Below are 15,811 nucleotides of genomic sequence, written 5' to 3' on the forward strand. Positions count from 1 at the left end.
AGGCGCTGGAACCCTTGCTGATGCCGATCGGATTCAACTGGCAGATCGCGGTGGCGCTGATCCCGGGCATGGCGGCGCGCGAGGTCGCAGTGGCCGCGCTCGGCACCGTCTATGCGATCGAGGGCGGCAAGGAAGCCGCCGAGCAGATCGGACAGGTGCTGGCCGCGAAATGGAGCCTGGCGACGGCGTTGTCGCTGCTCGCCTGGTATATCTTTGCGCCGCAATGCGCCTCGACGCTGGCGGTGATCCGTCGCGAGACCGGCGGCGCCAAGTGGATGATCGTGACTTTCGTCTACATGTTCGCGCTGGCCTATGTGGCGAGCCTGATCACCTACAATGTCGCCCGCGCCTTTGGCGCATAGGCCACGCCGGCTCAACCGATCCCGGCGATGAACCGTTCGATCTCCAGCGACAGATTGCCGGACTGGCGGCCGAGATCGTCGGTCATCTCGCGGACCTGACCGGCCGCCGCGACCGTCCCTGCCGCGGCGGCGCGCACCGCGCCGAGCTGGGTGGAGACGCGATCGGTCAACAGCGCCACTTCCTGGGCGTCGCGCGACACCTGGTTCATGGCGCTGACCTGCCCCTGAACCGTCTGTGTAATCGCACCGGTCAATTCGTCGACCTCGCGAATCCGCGTGCCGATCGCATCCATCGCCTGTACCGCCGAATGGGTTGCGTCCTGGATCGCGGAAACCTGCAGCGTGATCTGGCTGGTCGCGGTCGCGGTCTGCGCGGCCAGCGATTTCACTTCGCCGGCGACGATCGCAAATCCCCGTCCGCCCTCGCCGGCACGCGCGGCCTCGATGGTGGCGTTGAGTGCCAACAAGTTGGTCTGTGCGGCAATCGTGCTGATGAAGCCGACCACCTGGCCGATTTCGGCGGCGGCGCCGGCCAGACGGGCCACATCGCGATGAGTCGCCGCGGCATCGCTGACCGCATGAGCGGACAATCTTGACGACTGCTCGACCTTGGTCGAGACTTCCGCAAGCGAGGTGCGCATTTCCTCGGACGCGCCCGCTACCGAATTGATGCTCTCGGCGGCCTGCTGAACGGCGCGGGCAATCTCTTCGGTTTGTCGGGTCGCGTCCCCCGCGGTTGCGGTCATGGCATCGGCGGCCACGACCATCTCGCGGTTGGCCTGCGCCACCGTGTCGAGGGTTCTGCCCACTGACGCCTCGAATTCGCGGCACAGCGTGCCTAGTCGCGCTGCGCGCTCAACGTCCTCCGCTTGCGCCGCCTGGCGCTCCGCATTGGCCTGCTCGGACTGGATCGTTCCCAGACGCAGCGCCTCCAGCGTTTCCGCCATCGCCGAAAATTCGTCGTCCTGACCGACCTGCGGCACAGGCTCGGCATATTCATGCCGTGACAAATGTCCGATCGCCCGGCTCAGGGACTTCACCGGCTGGATCACCCGCAGGCGTATCAATCGCAGCACCAACGCCGCGCCGGACAGCGCCAGCAGCGTCGCCCCGATGGTCACAAACAGAGCGAGGCGTGCCGCTGCATATTGCTGCTCGGCACGCTGTTGCATCAGATCCAGCGCCTTCAAAGCGATTCCCAGAATCGGTTCAAACGGCGCATTGCACAGCGTCGTCCACTGCGCGGCCGTGACCGGCGCCGGACCCTTGCCGAGCGCACGATAGACCTCGTCCCGCTTGGTGATGGAGCTATCGAGGTCGCGCTCCGCGGTAGCGACCACGTCGGTGAGCGGTCGCGGCACCCCGGGACGGACCATCAGGCCTTTCAGATGACTGAAGCCCGCCTCGCCGGCGCCGCGCAGCCGTCCGACCGTCGCGGCATTCATCGATGAAAAGGTCTCATTCGCCGCGACGGTGGCGCGCAATGACGAGCACTCGGCGCCCGCGGCTTCGCGCAGGCTCCAGGCGATCTGGCGAACGCCGATCAGCTCGGCGACATAGGGATCGGCGATACGGGCCTCGGCCGCGACATTCAGCGATGCGTCGTTCAGACTCTCGAGCACGCCGCTCATGGATTTGTACCAGACGTCGGTATCCGCGACGTTGCGGGCGGCGCGGGACTTCGCCGCGATCGGCCCGAGCTGATCCCATTTCTGCGTCGCGTCGTCCCAGTGTTTGCGCAGATCAACGACCAGGCCGTCGAGCGAAGCGCCGCCGATGCGCGGCAGAACCGCGACCGCCTCGGTGAGTTTCGCCGTCACCCGTTCTCGCAGCTCCGCCATTTTCGGCCGCGGATCGTCGAGGTTCAACAGGGCGGTCTGCACTTCGCCGCGCGAGTTGCGCAGGATCTGCATGGTGTTGAAGACCGATCGATCGGCCTCCGCGAGGGTTACGAGTCGACCCCCGGCCGTCATCTCGCTCCAATCGCCGGCGAGATGCACGCCAAGCAGGGCCAACACGACCGCCGTCAAGCCCAGAAACGCACCGGTCAACAAACTGCCGACGCGAAAATGAAATCCGATTCGCATGATGCATCCGTGGGCAACGCAGCTAACGCAGCTAAAGAATTCTCGCGGCAAATTCCCCGCTGATACCTACGGTATTGGACTCAGGTTAATTTTTGGGAGGTCCCGGTTCGCGGGAAGCGCCCATCGGCAGCTCAGCATCGGAGCACCCCGACGATCAGGCCGCGGCGCCAGAGCTCTTCACGCTGAGAGCTCTGGCTTCGCCACCGATCAGGCCGCGCCCTTCAATTTTTTACTGCACTCGCTGTAATAGCCGCCGCCCTTCTGGATCCATTTCAAACCGCCATTGCCGGTGCCAGCCTTGTTGGCGTTGTACATGTCAACGCAGGTATGCATGCGGGCCTTGCCAGGCGTCTCCTTGGCGTATTTCGGATCGACCGCCGAGGGGAAGGTGGCCGGGCCGGTGGCCGATGGCGTGGCAGTGGTCGCCGCGGGAGTCGGCGCCGCTACCGGCTTGGCTTCGGTGGCTTTGCCTTCCGCGGGCTTGGTTTCCGCAGGCTTGGTTTCCGCGGATTTTGGCGCCGTGGCGGCTGCCGGCGTCGCCGAATCGGCGCATTCGGCCTTGCGGAAGTCATTCCACTTCTGGCCGTTCAGCGTGCCGGCGCTTTGCGCCTCCTTATACTTGGCGCTGCATTGCGGCATGCTGAGCGCCTGCGCCGGGCTATAGGCCGATACAGCCAGCACGCACACCGCCACCGCGCCCAGCCATTTCATCTGATACGTCATGGTTCTGCTCCCGTAGCGAGATTTTGAATGGCACTATCGTAGCGCGGCGGTGGCGAGGAGCAACGGCGGCGGCGCCGCCCGCTGCAAAATTTTCGGGCGGGCGCCACCATCACCACGGCCGATATTCACCCGCCGTTCAGCCGTTTGGCGCGACGGTGCCGTCTTTCAAACCGAGGTGCCCCATGATGAACTTCTCTTCCCGCGCGGCGATCGCCGCTTTCGCCTCCCTGCTACTGCTCGGCGCGGCATCCGCTCAGACCCCGGCCCCCGCCCCGGCGACCAAATCCGCGCCCGCCAAGATGGCCCCGGCCGAGACCAAGGCCGACAAGCCCCGAACCGCCGCCTCGCTGGACTGCTCCAAACAGGCCGACGCCAAGGGCCTGCACGGTACTGAGCGCCGCAAATTCCGCTCGGAATGCAAGAAGACCAGCAAGGTCAACTGATCTGTCTTTCCCCGGCGCAGCGAGGCTGCGCCGGGACCGGAGCCGAAGGCGCGGCAGCTATCCCGCCTCGCATTTGTAGCCCGGGCCGGACTTTGCCATAACACGGGTTCCTCGAGTCTCCCGTAGCAATGCCTCTCGCCTTCCCCAGCCGATCAGAGATTGTCGTTCCGTTGCAGACGCTGCTGGTCGGCACGGCCGGCGCGGCGCTGTTTTATGCCGCCGAACTGCCGGGCGGGCTGATTTCCGGCGCGATGATCGGCGTGGCCGCGTTCGGCATGGCCGGCCGGCCGGTGGGGCTGCCGCAACCGCTGGCGCATGTGATCCTGATGACGCTGGGCATGTCGCTCGGCGCCATGGTGTCGCCGACCATGGTGAAGAATCTTAGCGCCTATCCCTTGACCATTGCGCTGCTGGCGCTGGCGACCTTCTGCGCCACCTTTGGCAGCAGCCTTTATCTGCGGCGCGTGCATGGCTGGGACCGCACCTCGGCGCTGCTGGCCGGCAGCCCGGGCGCGCTGTCGCAAATCATCATGCTGGCGACCGAACGCAATGCCGACGTGCCCGGCATCGCCGTGGTGCAGATCTTTCGGGTCATCATCCTGACCGCGCTGGTGCCACTGCTGCTCGCGGCGACCGGGCTGATGGCCCATGGGCCACTGCCGTCGCGCGGGCCAACCGCGACGCCGCTGGCGCTGGCCGAACTCGCCGCCGCGGCGATAGCGATGGCGCTGCTGATGCGCTGGATCAAGTTTCCAGCAAGCTGGATGTTCGGCGCCATGATGGCGTCCTCGATCCTGCACGGCGCGGGCTGGGTCGAGGGCACGCTTCCGCAATGGGCCTATATCGCCGCGTTGACCGGGATCGGTACGCTGATCGGATCGCGCTTCGGCAAGATCAGCCCACGTACCATCCTCAGACATCTCGCCGCCGCGCTCGGCTCGTTCGCCGTGGCGATCAGCATCTCGGCGGTGTTCGTCGGCTTGATTGTACTGACGACCACGGTAAGGATCAGCGATGTCGTGGTGGCGTTCGCGCCCGGCGCGATGGACGCCATGCTGGCGCTGGCGCTGACGCTGCACATCGATCCGGTGTTCGTCGGCGCACACCATTTGTCGCGCTTCATCTATGTCTCGATCGTGACGCCGGGAATCGTGCACTTGTTCGGCAAGGCGCAGGACGACATCGACGATTAGGCGGGACGCTTGCCGCGGACGACGCCCCAACCGGCGATCGCCGCCATCAGCAGCGAGATCAGGACATTATAGCCGGCCATCGACAGGCCAAGGAAACGCCACTGCACTTCGTCGCAGCGGATGACCTTCACGGTGCTAAGCCGCTGCAGCAGGCTGCCGGCTGTGCCGAGATCGACGACCGGGCCGCTGCAATCGGTCGGCCCGGGCCAGAATCCCCATTCGACGCCGGCATGGTAGGCGCCCAGACCGGCATTGCCGAGGACAGCCAGCGCCAGCAGCAGCAGACCAGCCACCAGAACCGGCCGCGGCGTCGGCCGCGTGGCGGCGATCGCTACCAGCAAGGCAAGCGGCACCGCGAGATAATAGGTGTAACGCTGCTCCAGGCAGAGCGGGCACGGCTGGATATCCAGCACCAGCTGGAAGAACCATGCCCCGGCCAGGGTCGCCGCCGCGATCCCGGCGATGGCGAGGGCGGCAAGCCGCGGCTGGCTTGCAAAGCGCCTTGGCGCGGGTTTGACGATGGCTTCGGCGGTCACGGCGTTCTCCGGGGGTATCCCTGCTCGTATCCCGCGCCCCCGGCGCTGTCGAGCCAGGCCCCATCACTATGGGGTGTTTTATCAGGCGCTGCGCCGGACAACGCCGGTTGACCCCGGCGCAGCGCCCGCTATATTCCGCCGGCTTCGTGACCCCGGCCACCGCCGGCGTCCGATGGCCCCTGTGGCGGAATTGGTAGACGCGCTCGACTCAAAATCGAGTTCCGCAAGGAGTGCTGGTTCGATTCCGGCCAGGGGCACCAACAGGCCATCATTCGTAATAAATGTTTTGAGCGATGCTCTATGAGCGCTTGCTCGGTGGCTGTTGACGAAGGCAAAACAGCGGACCATCCGTTCGTCAAAGACACGCGGAACCAATGGACGTCTCCGATCCCGAACTCATCCAGCTCGTCGGCCCAAATGCCTTCCTGAAGGGCAGGGTTTATCAGCGGCAGGGCCGGGTTGGCGCGATAGCACGGTCCGGCGACACGCTTGTGGCGCGCGTACGGGGATCCGGCGGCATTCGGTACGAGACCGCGGTGAAAGTTCGGCGCGAAACGAATAATCGGCTTATCGCCGTCGGTACCTGCTCCTGCCCGGTCGGGATGAACTGCAAGCACGTCGCGGCGGCGCTGATCGAGGCCGGCCAGCGCCGATTGTTCCCCGACGACGCGGAGGCGCTCGCATCCGGGCAGATCCCCTCCGAAACCCAAGCGTCGGCATCTATAAAAACACCATCCCGCCCCGCAGCTCCTCCTGCTCCGACCGCTGAGCCGGTCGTTCTGCCGCCGAATATTCTCGATTGGATCGAGCGCCTTGCCACACCGGAGCTCGGCGACGACCCGGCAGATCTATGGCCTGAAGGCGCGCCACCGCTTTTGCCTCACCGGCACGCCAATCGAGAACAACCTTGCCGAACTGTGGTCATTGTTTCACTTCATCGCACCGGGATTTCTGGGCGATGCCAAGAGCTTTGCCCGCGACTGGCGCACACCCATCGAGAAAAAAGGCAACGGGGCCCGCGCCCGCATGCTCGCCGCCCGCGTCCGTCCGTTTCTGCTGCGTCGCACCAAGGACGCCGTCGCGCTCGATTTGCCGTCCAAGACCGAGATGGTGGAGGCCGTTGCGTTTGAGCCAGCGCAACAGGCGATCTACGATACGATCCGGCTTGCCATGCATGAGCGGGTGCGCGAGGCGATGGCCGACAAGGGGCTGGCCCGCAGCCGCCTCGTCCTGCTCGACGCGCTGTTGAAGCTGCGCCAGACCTGTTGCGATCCGCGCCTCCTGAAAGGGGTGAAAGGCGCGGAGACGGCCGGCTCCGCCAAGCTCGAACGACTGATGGAGATGGTTCAGGAACTGGTCGCCGAGGGTCGCAAGCTCCTGATTTTCTCGCAGTTCACGTCCATGCTCGCGCTGATCCAGCCAAGGCTGGAGGCGGCCGGCATCGCCTATTGCTTGCTTACCGGCGACACCCGGGACAGGGCGGGAGCGGTCGCCGCGTTTCAGGACGGGCCGGCGCCGGTCTTCCTCATCTCGTTGAAAGCAGGCGGCGTCGGCTTGAACCTCACGGCCGCCGATACGGTCATTCTGTATGATCCGTGGTGGAATCCGGCGGTCGAAGCCCAGGCGATCGACCGCGCTCACCGCATCGGGCAGACGAAGCCGGTTTTCGTCTTCAAGCTCACCGCCGTTGGCACCATCGAGAAAAAGATCGAAGTCTTGAAAGACCGCAAGGCCGCGCTGGCTGCCAGCCTGTTCGACCCCGACGGTCCCGCTACGCTCGACATCACCGAAGCAGATATCGACATGCTGTTTGGCGCGTGAATCCAGGCCAGCGCATCAATCGATTCCCGAGTTCTGACGATCTCTACTTCAACTCGACGACATCGAGTTCGCGGTCTTATTCCGACTCTGCCCGCATTGACGCAGCGCGGGCGCTCTTTGACAGGCCTACGCGGCGCGCACCCTGCCGAGAAACTGGCCGACGGCTTCCTGCAGACGGTTGCTGTCCAGCCACAACGACTGCGCCGCTTCCTGAACTTCGACCGAGGAGTCGCTGGTCTGGGTTACGCCGCGCTGCAGGTCGGCGATGTTGGTGCAAGCCAGCAACGTGCTGTCATTGGCTTCCTCCACATTGCGCGAAATTTCCTGCGTCACGGTCATCTGTTCCTCGATGGCATCGGCGATGGTCGAGGCGATCTCCGACATCTGTCCGATCGTGGCACCGATATCCTTGATCGAGTTCACCGCATCACCCGTGGCGGACTGCATCGCGGCGATCTGTTGACTGATTTCCCCGGTGGCCTTCGCGGTCTGCTCGGCCAGAGCTTTCACCTCGGACGCCACCACCGCGAAGCCGCGACCGGCATCGCCCGCCCGGGCCGCCTCGATCGTGGCGTTCAGCGCCAGCAGGTTGGTCTGCCCCGCGATGCTGCTGATCAGTTCGACCACGTCACCGATACGGCTGGCATTTTGAGCCAGAAGCCCGATCCGCTCGTTGGTCGCATTAGCCTGCAGAACGGCATCGCTGGCGATGTTGGCCGATTGCCGGACCCGGCTGCGGATGCCGCTGATCGACGTCCGCATCTGCTCCGCGGCCGTCGCCGTCGACTGCACCTTGACGGCGGCGCCTTCGGAAGCGGTGGCCACCGTGTTGGCGATCTTTTGTGACTTGTTGGCGGTGACCATCAAGGTGCCCGCCGAGGTTTGGAGGTCGCTGGAGGCGGTGGACAGGGTTTCAACGATGTTGCTGACCGCGTTCTCGAATTCCTGAGCGAGGCCGAGCATATCCTGCTTGCGCTCCTCGGCGCCGCGGGCATCCGCGCCCTGGGCCTCTTCATACATCTTTCGGGATTCAAGACCCTTGAGCTTGAAGTCCGTCAGCGCCATCTTGATTTCACCGATCTCGTCATCAGTGTGGGGCGTCGGCATTTCCACCGTCAGGTCCGCAGAGGCAAGACTGTTCATGATGCGGATGCACCTGACCAGCGGGCGGATCAGACGGTTGCGGATGACAAAGAACTTCACCAGGGTCACCAGCAGGGTCACCAGCAAGGTCGCCGTGACCATCACTCCGATCACGGCATAGACCGGCCTGAGCAGGTCCGCTCTGCTGATTCCGGAGGCGAGGATACCGAGCAACTGACCATCCGCGCCGAAAATGGGATCGTACCCTGCCAGATACGGGGTGCCGAGAATGGTGATCTCGCCGCGAAACGGAGCCTTGCGTTCAAACACCGCTTGATAGGCGGCATTTCGCTCAAGCCGCGTACCAATAACGCCGGAGCCAGCGGAATTCGTACCGGTGGTGGCTATTTGCAGATCATTCATGAAGATCGAAACGTCGCCCGTGACGAGCAACTTCATTTTATCGACGATTTCCGAATCGCCATTCAGCACCCGGTTACCGACCAACAACTTGTTGTCGACGATAGCGAATGTCTTGCCGTAGCTGCTGAGAACCTCACGTACCACTCGCAGGTTGAGCTCGACCTCTGCGCCCGCCTGCTTGATTGCGCCGGCCTCGAGAACATACCAGGCCACGCTCATCATGGTGATGCCCAGAAACGCCAGGCCGGAGATCGACATGATCAGCATGCGCGGCAACAGACGGATCGTTCGGAACGGATGGGAAGGTTTTCCAGCGGTGGTGGCCAGCGGCGGCGTTGACATTCTGCTCTCCCTGCGATGGACCGATAGCCGCCGTGCGAACAAAGCCAAGCCCATGCGGTTTGAGTGACCGACGGTAGGAAGATGCAGATTTAGGCTGCGTTAAACTTTAACTACGTGGAACTACTGTTCAGATCAGGACCGTTTCCGCCGCTTGGGCGCTGTAAACGCTGGTTTCCGGACAAAGGCCGTATTACTACCCCCGGTCAAATTGCAGCGTCGTTAACCATTCGAGCCTCATTTCCAATAGTCGCGGGCAGATGCTCAGCGCCGTGTCGGAATGCAGGTGCCCTGGAATGCAAGCTCAATCCCCCCTTAAACAGCCAGACGACGCCTTGCGGCAAGGTCCGGCTGGTCACAGCGGCCTTGCCGACAGCATCGAACTCGTTAACGGCGGGGCGGATCATGTGATCCAGCTTCGTCCGCGGACCGACCTGTTCGAGAATGGTGTTCTGCAGTCGATGGAATCGCGGGCACTGACCTATTTGCGGTCCGGCCTGCCGATTCATCTGCGCGGTCCCGCCGGTACCGGCAAGACCACGCTTGCGATTCAGATTGCCGCGCGCCTCGGCCGTCCGACCATTCTGATTACCGGTGATGGCTGGTTCACCGCGCAAAATCTGATCGGCCGCGAGACCGGCACCAAATCGAAACAGGTGGTCGACAACTACGTCCACTCGGTCAAGAAAATTCAAACCGAGGTTTCCGCGGTGTGGAGCGACGATGCGCTGACCCGGGCGGTCAGCGAAGGCTACACGCTGGTCTATGACGAATTCACCCGCTCGCCGCCACAGGCCAATAATCCGCTGCTGGCAGCGTTTGAAGAACGCATGCTGATCGTGCCCGGCGGCGCCCGCCGCGAGCGCGTGGTGCAGGCTCATCCCAGCTTCCGCGCGATCCTGACGTCGAATCCCGAGGACTATGCCGGCGTCACCGCGCCCCAGGACGCGCTGATCGATCGCATGATCACCTTTGATCTCGACAACCACGATCGCGACACCGAGGTGGGAATCGTTTCCAACCGCAGCAGGCTGGACCAGTTGCGTGCCTCGCGAATCGTCGATCTCATCCGCGCGCTGCGCGGCTCTCCCTTCCTTAAACAGAGCCCCTCGATGCGATCCGCGATCATGATTGCGCGGATCACCGTGACGGAGGATCTCACGGTTGGCGCGCAGGACCCGCGCTTCCTTCAACTGTGTCTCGACGTGCTGGAATCCAAGACCTCCGGCATCGACCCGAAAATCAGGAACGGTTTCCGGACTCATCTGGTCGATCTCGTGCGCTCGATCTGCGCGTCTCAGTCCGCGGAGAACGCGGCATGAGACCATCTCCAAAACATGCTACCATGCGCCGTTTCACGGTTGCCAGCCGCGTCAGCCGCGACAAGCCCGAGGCGGCCGCCGAACTGGTCCGTCTCGAATATGAGCGACAGCGGCTGTCGCGGACCATAGCGGCCTTCGACGCCCGCCGCGCGGCGGCGCATGAAGAGCTTGCCGCCGTCGAAAGCCGCATCGGCTGGGTACACGGCCTGCTCGGCATCAAGGACATCGCAACGGCCGCGCCGCCAGTTGTCGAACGCACCGCACCCGCGGTGACGCGACCGGGCCAGGCCCGGCCCGGATTGGCCAGGAGGCCACGATGAAACCGCTTCAAATCGCTCTGGCGGCCCGCGCCGTTGTTCAAACTATTACTTCGAAGGAGCCGGAAGTGGTGTCGCGCTGCGAACGCCAGGATCCGAACTGGAAGGTGATGGTCGAGGTGATCGAAACCAAGGCACGCATCGACGACAACGATCTGCTCGCCAGCTACGAAGTCGAAATTGACCAACACGGCGAGCTCGTCGGTTACGAGCGGGTGCGTCGCTACAAGCGCGCCCAAGGCGTCTTAACGGCCTGACGAGGAACAGCTATGAGCCGCATGGAACAATCGGTCCGGGCCGATGGACTGGCCGATATTTTGGAGCGCGTGCTCGACAAGGGCATTGTCGTAGCCGGCGACATCACGATTTCACTGGTTGGCATCGAACTGCTGAATATCAAGATTCGCTTGCTGGTGACCACCGTCGACAAGGCGATGGAACTGGGAATTAACTGGTGGGAGGCCGATCCGCGCCTCACCTCGCGCGCGGCGTCGCTGGAAGATGAAAACCGCCTGCTGCGCGGCCGTCTTGCCATCCTCGAGCAACGATTCACCGAAGCCACCGCCTGACCACCCGCCGCGGGCGGGCGCACGGCTCCTCCGCGACTTGCAATCAACAGGCCGCATTGACCACGACAGGAATCACAGGCCATGAGCAGGAACCGTTCCAATGACGGGCCCAAGGGCCGGGACGCCATCGATGAGATCGCGCGCCGGATCGGCGGCCTCGTGGAGACCGTACAGGACGTCATCAAGACTGGCGGCACCTCGGCTAACGGCAGCGACTTTTCGATCGATACACCGCTTGGCCCGCTGACCGGACGTTATAGCGCAACCGTCAAATCGGCCTTCGGCAACAACAGCGCCAGGCCGCAGGGACCTGGCCGCCGCAAGCCGGCCGAGGAACCCGCCGCCACCCCGGCCGCGCACGAACCGATGATCGACACCTTCGACGAGCCGGATGCCATCGTGGTGACCGCTGACATCGCCGGACTGAGACTCGAGGACGTCGTGGTCGCCTGCGAGCCCGGGCACCTCGTCATCAAGATCACCGGCAGCGTGCCGCTGAGCAGGCGCCTCGTTTTTCCGATCCTGACATCCGCGCACAGTGCACGGGTGCGGCTCGCCAATGGCATTCTCGAAATACGCGTGCTGAAGGATCTCTCATCGTGAACTCCAACGCTGCAGCAAATGATCCGGCGGCCCAGTCACGACTCTATGTCTACGCCATCGTGCGCAACGCACCGCGCACCCCGATCACAGCGCCCGCCGTCGCCGACCCGCTCGGCGCCGTCTGGGTGGAGCCGATTGGAGGCCTGGCAGCGCTGGTCAGCAACTACACAGGCGACGAAATCATGCCGGTACGGCGCAATGCCCTGGCGCATACCCGCGTGCTCGAAGCCGCCCTGCCCGACGGACCGATGCTGCCGATGCGGTTCGGCGTCATGGTCGATGACGTCGCCGGCCTGAAGCGCGTGATCGCGCCACGGGAGAAAGATCTCGAAATGCTGCTCGACGATCTCAGCGGCCGGGTCGAAGTCGGCATCAAGGCCCGCTGGAACGAAGATATCATCTGGACGGAGATCGTCGCGGCTCATCCCGAGCTCGGCCGGGTCGGCAATCGCCTGAAGCGGCTGTCGAAAGGCGAGGGTTACTACGACCGCATCGATCTCGGCCGCAAGGTCGAGGCCGCCATTTCCGAGAAGCGGATCGCCGAAGCCGAGAAGCTGCAGCGCTTCCTCGATCCTTTCGTCGTGCGGCAGAAGCAGCTCAACCAGACCGACGACATGACCTATTTCCACACCGCCGTGCTGGTTGAGGGCAATCTCGAGCCGGCCTTGTTCGAAGCCATCACGCGCTACGAATCGGTGCAGCCGCACCGGCTGATCCTGAAGGTGATTTCGCCGGTGCCGGCCTATAATTTCGTCGCCGTTAGTCTTGACTGGAGCGCGGGCGAGTCCGTGCGGCTGCGGGAATCCGCCTGATGCTGTTCAAGCTCCTCACGCTGCCTATCAGCCTGCCAATCGATGCGGTCGGCTGGATCGGCAACAAGATCACGGAAGCTGCCGAACAGCAGCTTTATGATACCGAAGCGATCAAGCGTCAGCTCGAGGCGCTGGAAGAGCGGCTGGTCTCCGAGGAACTCACCGAGGTCGAATTCGAGGAGCTCGAACTGATGTTGATCAACCGGCTTCGCGAAGCCAATCGTCGCCTCCGGGCGGTAGGGCCCTGAGATGGATGCGCGCATCGAACTGAACCGGACATTGACCGACGCACCGGCGCAGGACGCCGGTCGCGGACTGGTGCGGCTTGATCCCGCCGACCTCGCGGCACTTGGGCTCTCGGTGGGCGATGTCGTTGCCGTCACCAAGGCCCGAACCACCTATGCGCGGGTGCTGCCCGCGCATGCCGAGATGCGGGGCCGCGGGCTGGTCCTGGCCGATACCGCGGTGGCGGCGAATACCGGCGCCAGCCTTGGCGACAGCGTAAGACTCTCGGCGGCGTCGGCCAGACCGGCGGAGAGCGTTGAACTGGCGCTCGAGACCGGCGCGGCGCGCCCCAACATCGTGCTGCAGCGACGGATCGCCCAGTTGCTGACCGACCGCGTGATCGGCCAGGGCGATCACCTCAGCTTTCCCCTGGTCGGCGGACGCATCCTGCGTTGCACTGTCGTCGCAACCGCCCCGGCGGGCGCCGTGACGGTTGCCGCCGAAACCCGTTTCACGCTGAGCGAAGGTATCCGCCGCGGTACCGCGTTCAGCGACATCGGCGGCCTGACCCGCGAGATCGAACGGTTGCGGGAAGTGGTCGAACTGCCGATCCTGCGGCCCGATTTGTTCGAACGGCTGGGCATCGATCCGCCGAAAGGCGTTCTGCTGACCGGCCCGCCAGGCACCGGCAAGACGTTGATTGCGCGTGCGGTCGCCGACCAGTGCGGCGCCACCTTCATCGCCGTCAACGGCCCGGAAATCATTTCCAAGAACTACGGCGACAGCGAAGCGGAGCTTCGCGCCATCTTCCAGAAGGCGAGCAGCCGGCCGCCAGCCGTGATCTTTATCGACGAAATCGACGCGATCGCGCCGCGCCGCGACCAGATGTCCGGCGATCGGCAGCTCGAACGGCGCGTGGTGGCGCAATTACTGACCCTGATGGACGGAATGGAAGGCCGCGGACGCATCGTCGTGATGGCGGCCACCAATATGCCCGACAGCCTCGACCCGGCGCTACGGCGTCCCGGCCGGTTCGATCGCGAGATCGCAATCGGCGCGCCGGATCGCCACGGCCGACGCGAGATCCTGGCGGTGCATACCCGCGGCGTGCCGCTGGCCGACGACGTCGACCTCGACGGGTTCGCCGCGATCACGCATGGATTTGTCGGCGCCGATCTGGGCGCGCTGGTGCGCGAGGCCGGCATGGCGGCGCTACGCCGCGCCGGTGGTGCCGCGGCCGACGCCGCCGCCCTGTCGGTCACAGTCGACGACTTCGACAAGGCGCTCAGCGAAGTCGCGCCGTCGGCAATTCGCGACGCCGTGGTTGATATTCCCGAAGTCAGCTTCGCCGATGTCGGCGGCGCCGAGGAGTTGAAGCAGTCCTTGATCGAGGCTGTGGTTTGGCCGCTCGTACATGCCGACCTGTTCGCCAGTTCGGGAATCCGGCCGGCCAAGGGCGTGCTGCTGGCGGGGCCGCCCGGCACCGGCAAGACGTTGATCGCCCGCGCGCTTGCCAATGAGGCGCAGGTGAATTTCCTCGCGGTGTCCGGTCCAGAACTGCTCGACCGCTTCGTTGGCGAGAGCGAGAAGGCAGTCCGGCACATTTTTGCCAAGGCGCGTTCGCTGGCGCCGACCATTCTGTTCTTCGACGAGATCGACGCGCTGGCACCGATCCGCGGCGAAGGCGATGGCGCGGTGTCCGATCGGGTGGTGGCGCAGTTGCTCACCGAGATCGATGGCATCGAGGAATTAAAGGCGGTGTTTCTGCTCGGCGCGACCAACCGTCCGGACCGGATCGACCCGGCGCTGCTGCGTCCCGGCCGGTTCGACCGTCTGGTGCAGGTTGATGCCCCCGACCGCGCGACGCGCCGGACCATTCTGGCCATCCATGCCCGTCGCATGACGCTCGATCCGGCGATCGACCTCGACGCCGTCGCCGATCTCGCGATTGGCTTTGTCGGCGCCGATCTGGAGGCCGTGATGCAGGAAGCCGGCCGCTCGGCGCTGCGCCGGCTGCTGGCCGACGGCTTCGAGCTCACGCCGACGCTGCGGCAGGCCGATATCGATAATGCGCTGCAGCTCGTGGCGGCCAGTCGCGCCCTGCGTGGCGCTGGTAGCAAGGACACGACGTCATGAGCCAACAATTGATCGCCATCACCCGGCCCGACGTCGCCGCGACGATCGAGTCCAGCCGCTGCGTGATCGGCGGCATCCGGCTCAGCTTCGTGACGTCGCTCGGTCTGACCGCCATTCTGGCCAACATGCCAAAGCCGCGCTTCACCCTGTTTCCGCGCCGGCGGATCTTGCAGAACCTGCTTGAAGTGCAACGCGTTCTCGAGGCGATCGCCGCCGTGGGACCAGTCCTGCCGGCCTGTCCGGGCACCCTGCTCGACGATTCATCCGAGGCGCTTGAACTGATCTGCGCCGACGCCTCGGCGCTGCGCAGCGCGCTCGACGAGTTCGGCACCACGCGGCAATTCCAGATCATCGCCACGTGGGATGGTCCGGAAATGGTGAGCGCGATCAAAAACCGGCCGGACGTCGTCGCGGCGGTCGCCGCCGCCAAACCATTGGGGCGCCTCGCCGCCGGAAAGGCCCTGCAAGCCATCATGATGGGCGAACGCGAACGCCTGTCACAGGAGATTCTCGCCCGGCTGTCGCCCATCGGTCGCGACATCCTGGCGATGCCCCAGGACGGCGAGGATTGCGTAGCCAATCTCGTGGTGCTGCTCGACGACAGCTCCGAAGCCAGGCTCGACGCGGCATTGCTCGAACTTGATGCGCTGCTTCCCGGCAACAGTCGGCTGCGCTGCATCGGCCCGCTTCCCGCGATCTCGTTCGCCGCGGTCTCGCTGGATCGCATCGACCCGGATCGCATCGACGCGGCCCGCCGGCTGCTCAGCGTCGGCTATCGCCTCACTACCGAAAGCGTGCGCACCGCCTGGCGCGGTTA

General features: G+C 64.7%; 17 protein-coding genes, 1 tRNA gene and 1 pseudogene. 15 read left to right on the forward strand and 4 right to left on the reverse strand.

Features of this window, described 5'->3' with window-relative positions; translation table 11 throughout:
* Positions 1-362 (forward strand): nucleoside recognition domain-containing protein (locus Q0S16_RS25835; RefSeq protein WP_295855261.1); only part of this gene is annotated, 362 nt, incomplete at its 5' end.
* An 11-nt stretch (positions 363-373) separates the two neighbouring features.
* Here the strand turns inward: Q0S16_RS25835 and Q0S16_RS25840 are convergent.
* Positions 374-2,449, reverse strand: a complete 2,076-nt coding sequence (locus tag Q0S16_RS25840; protein ID WP_295855263.1) for a methyl-accepting chemotaxis protein — start codon at positions 2,447-2,449, stop codon at positions 374-376.
* A gap of 207 nt (positions 2,450-2,656) precedes the next feature.
* A complete protein-coding gene (locus tag Q0S16_RS25845) occupies positions 2,657-3,172 on the reverse strand; it encodes a hypothetical protein (protein ID WP_295855265.1) in 516 nt (171 codons plus the stop codon).
* A gap of 182 nt (positions 3,173-3,354) precedes the next feature.
* Between Q0S16_RS25845 and Q0S16_RS25850 the strand changes: the two genes are divergently transcribed.
* Together Q0S16_RS25850 and Q0S16_RS25855 are read left to right on the forward strand one after the other, a co-directional pair.
* Positions 3,355-3,615, forward strand: coding sequence for a PsiF family protein (locus Q0S16_RS25850; protein ID WP_295855267.1), 261 nt, complete (start codon positions 3,355-3,357; stop codon positions 3,613-3,615).
* Between the two features lie 128 nt (positions 3,616-3,743).
* Positions 3,744-4,808: an AbrB family transcriptional regulator gene (locus Q0S16_RS25855; protein ID WP_295855269.1), complete on the forward strand. Its 1,065-nt coding sequence runs from the start codon at positions 3,744-3,746 to the stop codon at positions 4,806-4,808.
* Here the strand turns inward: Q0S16_RS25855 and Q0S16_RS25860 are convergent.
* Positions 4,805-5,344 (reverse strand): disulfide bond formation protein B, encoded by a 540-nt coding sequence (locus Q0S16_RS25860; protein ID WP_295855270.1) that lies wholly within the window; start codon positions 5,342-5,344, stop codon positions 4,805-4,807. The two genes, Q0S16_RS25855 and Q0S16_RS25860, sit on opposite strands and share 4 nt — an antisense overlap.
* Before the next feature lie 175 nt (positions 5,345-5,519).
* Between Q0S16_RS25860 and Q0S16_RS25865 the strand changes: the two genes are divergently transcribed.
* The 3 genes and pseudogenes from Q0S16_RS25865 to Q0S16_RS25875 all read left to right on the forward strand — a co-directional run bounded on the left by Q0S16_RS25865 (position 5,520) and on the right by Q0S16_RS25875 (position 7,165).
* A tRNA-Leu gene (locus Q0S16_RS25865) sits at positions 5,520-5,604 on the forward strand.
* A gap of 114 nt (positions 5,605-5,718) precedes the next feature.
* Positions 5,719-5,982, forward strand: a pseudogene (locus Q0S16_RS25870) (SWIM zinc finger family protein); the annotation flags it as partial.
* Between the two features lie 175 nt (positions 5,983-6,157).
* Entirely contained in the window at positions 6,158-7,165 is a 1,008-nt protein-coding gene (locus tag Q0S16_RS25875; protein ID WP_366517863.1) for a DEAD/DEAH box helicase, read from the forward strand.
* Between the two features lie 126 nt (positions 7,166-7,291).
* Here the strand turns inward: Q0S16_RS25875 and Q0S16_RS25880 are convergent, their stop codons facing one another.
* A complete protein-coding gene (locus tag Q0S16_RS25880; protein ID WP_295855276.1) occupies positions 7,292-9,013 on the reverse strand; it encodes a methyl-accepting chemotaxis protein in 1,722 nt (573 codons plus the stop codon).
* A gap of 404 nt (positions 9,014-9,417) precedes the next feature.
* Between Q0S16_RS25880 and gvpN the strand changes: the two genes are divergently transcribed.
* From gvpN to Q0S16_RS25925, 9 genes are all read left to right on the forward strand, one after another.
* Entirely contained in the window at positions 9,418-10,332 is a 915-nt protein-coding gene (gene gvpN, locus Q0S16_RS25885; RefSeq protein WP_295855282.1) for a gas vesicle protein GvpN, read from the forward strand.
* Positions 10,329-10,652 (forward strand): hypothetical protein, encoded by a 324-nt coding sequence (locus Q0S16_RS25890; protein ID WP_295855285.1) that lies wholly within the window; start codon positions 10,329-10,331, stop codon positions 10,650-10,652. The genes gvpN and Q0S16_RS25890 overlap by 4 nt, the downstream gene beginning before the upstream one ends.
* The gene (gene gvpO, locus Q0S16_RS25895; RefSeq protein ID WP_295855289.1) at positions 10,649-10,906 is read left to right on the forward strand and encodes a gas vesicle protein GvpO; all 258 of its coding nucleotides are present in this window, start codon (positions 10,649-10,651) and stop codon (positions 10,904-10,906) included. The genes Q0S16_RS25890 and gvpO overlap by 4 nt, the downstream gene beginning before the upstream one ends.
* 21 nt (positions 10,907-10,927) lie before the next feature.
* A complete protein-coding gene (locus tag Q0S16_RS25900; RefSeq protein ID WP_295855306.1) occupies positions 10,928-11,218 on the forward strand; it encodes a gas vesicle protein in 291 nt (96 codons plus the stop codon).
* A gap of 81 nt (positions 11,219-11,299) precedes the next feature.
* On the forward strand, positions 11,300-11,821 hold the full coding sequence (locus Q0S16_RS25905; RefSeq protein ID WP_295855292.1) for an Hsp20/alpha crystallin family protein: 522 nt from the start codon (positions 11,300-11,302) through the stop codon (positions 11,819-11,821).
* Complete coding sequence (locus Q0S16_RS25910) at positions 11,818-12,633, forward strand: GvpL/GvpF family gas vesicle protein (protein ID WP_295855295.1); 816 nt, start codon at positions 11,818-11,820, stop codon at positions 12,631-12,633. Before Q0S16_RS25905 ends, Q0S16_RS25910 begins: the two co-directional genes overlap by 4 nt.
* Complete coding sequence (locus Q0S16_RS25915; protein ID WP_295855298.1) at positions 12,633-12,881, forward strand: gas vesicle protein GvpG; 249 nt, start codon at positions 12,633-12,635, stop codon at positions 12,879-12,881. Before Q0S16_RS25910 ends, Q0S16_RS25915 begins: the two co-directional genes overlap by 1 nt.
* Before the next feature lies 1 nt (position 12,882).
* A complete protein-coding gene (locus tag Q0S16_RS25920) occupies positions 12,883-14,994 on the forward strand; it encodes an AAA family ATPase (RefSeq protein ID WP_295855301.1) in 2,112 nt (703 codons plus the stop codon).
* On the forward strand, positions 14,991-15,811 hold an 821-nt coding region (locus Q0S16_RS25925; RefSeq protein ID WP_295855303.1), incomplete at its 3' end, for a GvpL/GvpF family gas vesicle protein. The genes Q0S16_RS25920 and Q0S16_RS25925, both read left to right, overlap by 4 nt.

Source organism: Tardiphaga sp. (genome assembly GCF_025356345.1).
In the GTDB taxonomy this organism is placed as follows: domain Bacteria; phylum Pseudomonadota; class Alphaproteobacteria; order Rhizobiales; family Xanthobacteraceae; genus Tardiphaga.

Excerpts from the sequence above, each read along its gene's own strand:
- Q0S16_RS25840 (WP_295855263.1), bottom strand. The coding sequence starts at position 2,449 with ATGCGAATCGGATTTCATTTTCGCGTCGGCAGTTTGTTGACCGGTGCG.
- Q0S16_RS25845 (WP_295855265.1), bottom strand. The coding sequence starts at position 3,172 with ATGACGTATCAGATGAAATGGCTGGGCGCGGTGGCGGTGTGCGTGCTG.
- Q0S16_RS25850 (WP_295855267.1), top strand. The coding sequence starts at position 3,355 with ATGATGAACTTCTCTTCCCGCGCGGCGATCGCCGCTTTCGCCTCCCTG.
- Q0S16_RS25855 (WP_295855269.1), top strand. The coding sequence starts at position 3,744 with ATGCCTCTCGCCTTCCCCAGCCGATCAGAGATTGTCGTTCCGTTGCAG.
- Q0S16_RS25880 (WP_295855276.1), bottom strand. The coding sequence starts at position 9,013 with ATGTCAACGCCGCCGCTGGCCACCACCGCTGGAAAACCTTCCCATCCG.
- Q0S16_RS25890 (WP_295855285.1), top strand. The coding sequence starts at position 10,329 with ATGAGACCATCTCCAAAACATGCTACCATGCGCCGTTTCACGGTTGCC.
- gvpO (WP_295855289.1), top strand. The coding sequence starts at position 10,649 with ATGAAACCGCTTCAAATCGCTCTGGCGGCCCGCGCCGTTGTTCAAACT.
- Q0S16_RS25900 (WP_295855306.1), top strand. The coding sequence starts at position 10,928 with ATGGAACAATCGGTCCGGGCCGATGGACTGGCCGATATTTTGGAGCGC.
- Q0S16_RS25905 (WP_295855292.1), top strand. The coding sequence starts at position 11,300 with ATGAGCAGGAACCGTTCCAATGACGGGCCCAAGGGCCGGGACGCCATC.
- Q0S16_RS25915 (WP_295855298.1), top strand. The coding sequence starts at position 12,633 with ATGCTGTTCAAGCTCCTCACGCTGCCTATCAGCCTGCCAATCGATGCG.
- Q0S16_RS25920 (WP_295855301.1), top strand. The coding sequence starts at position 12,883 with ATGGATGCGCGCATCGAACTGAACCGGACATTGACCGACGCACCGGCG.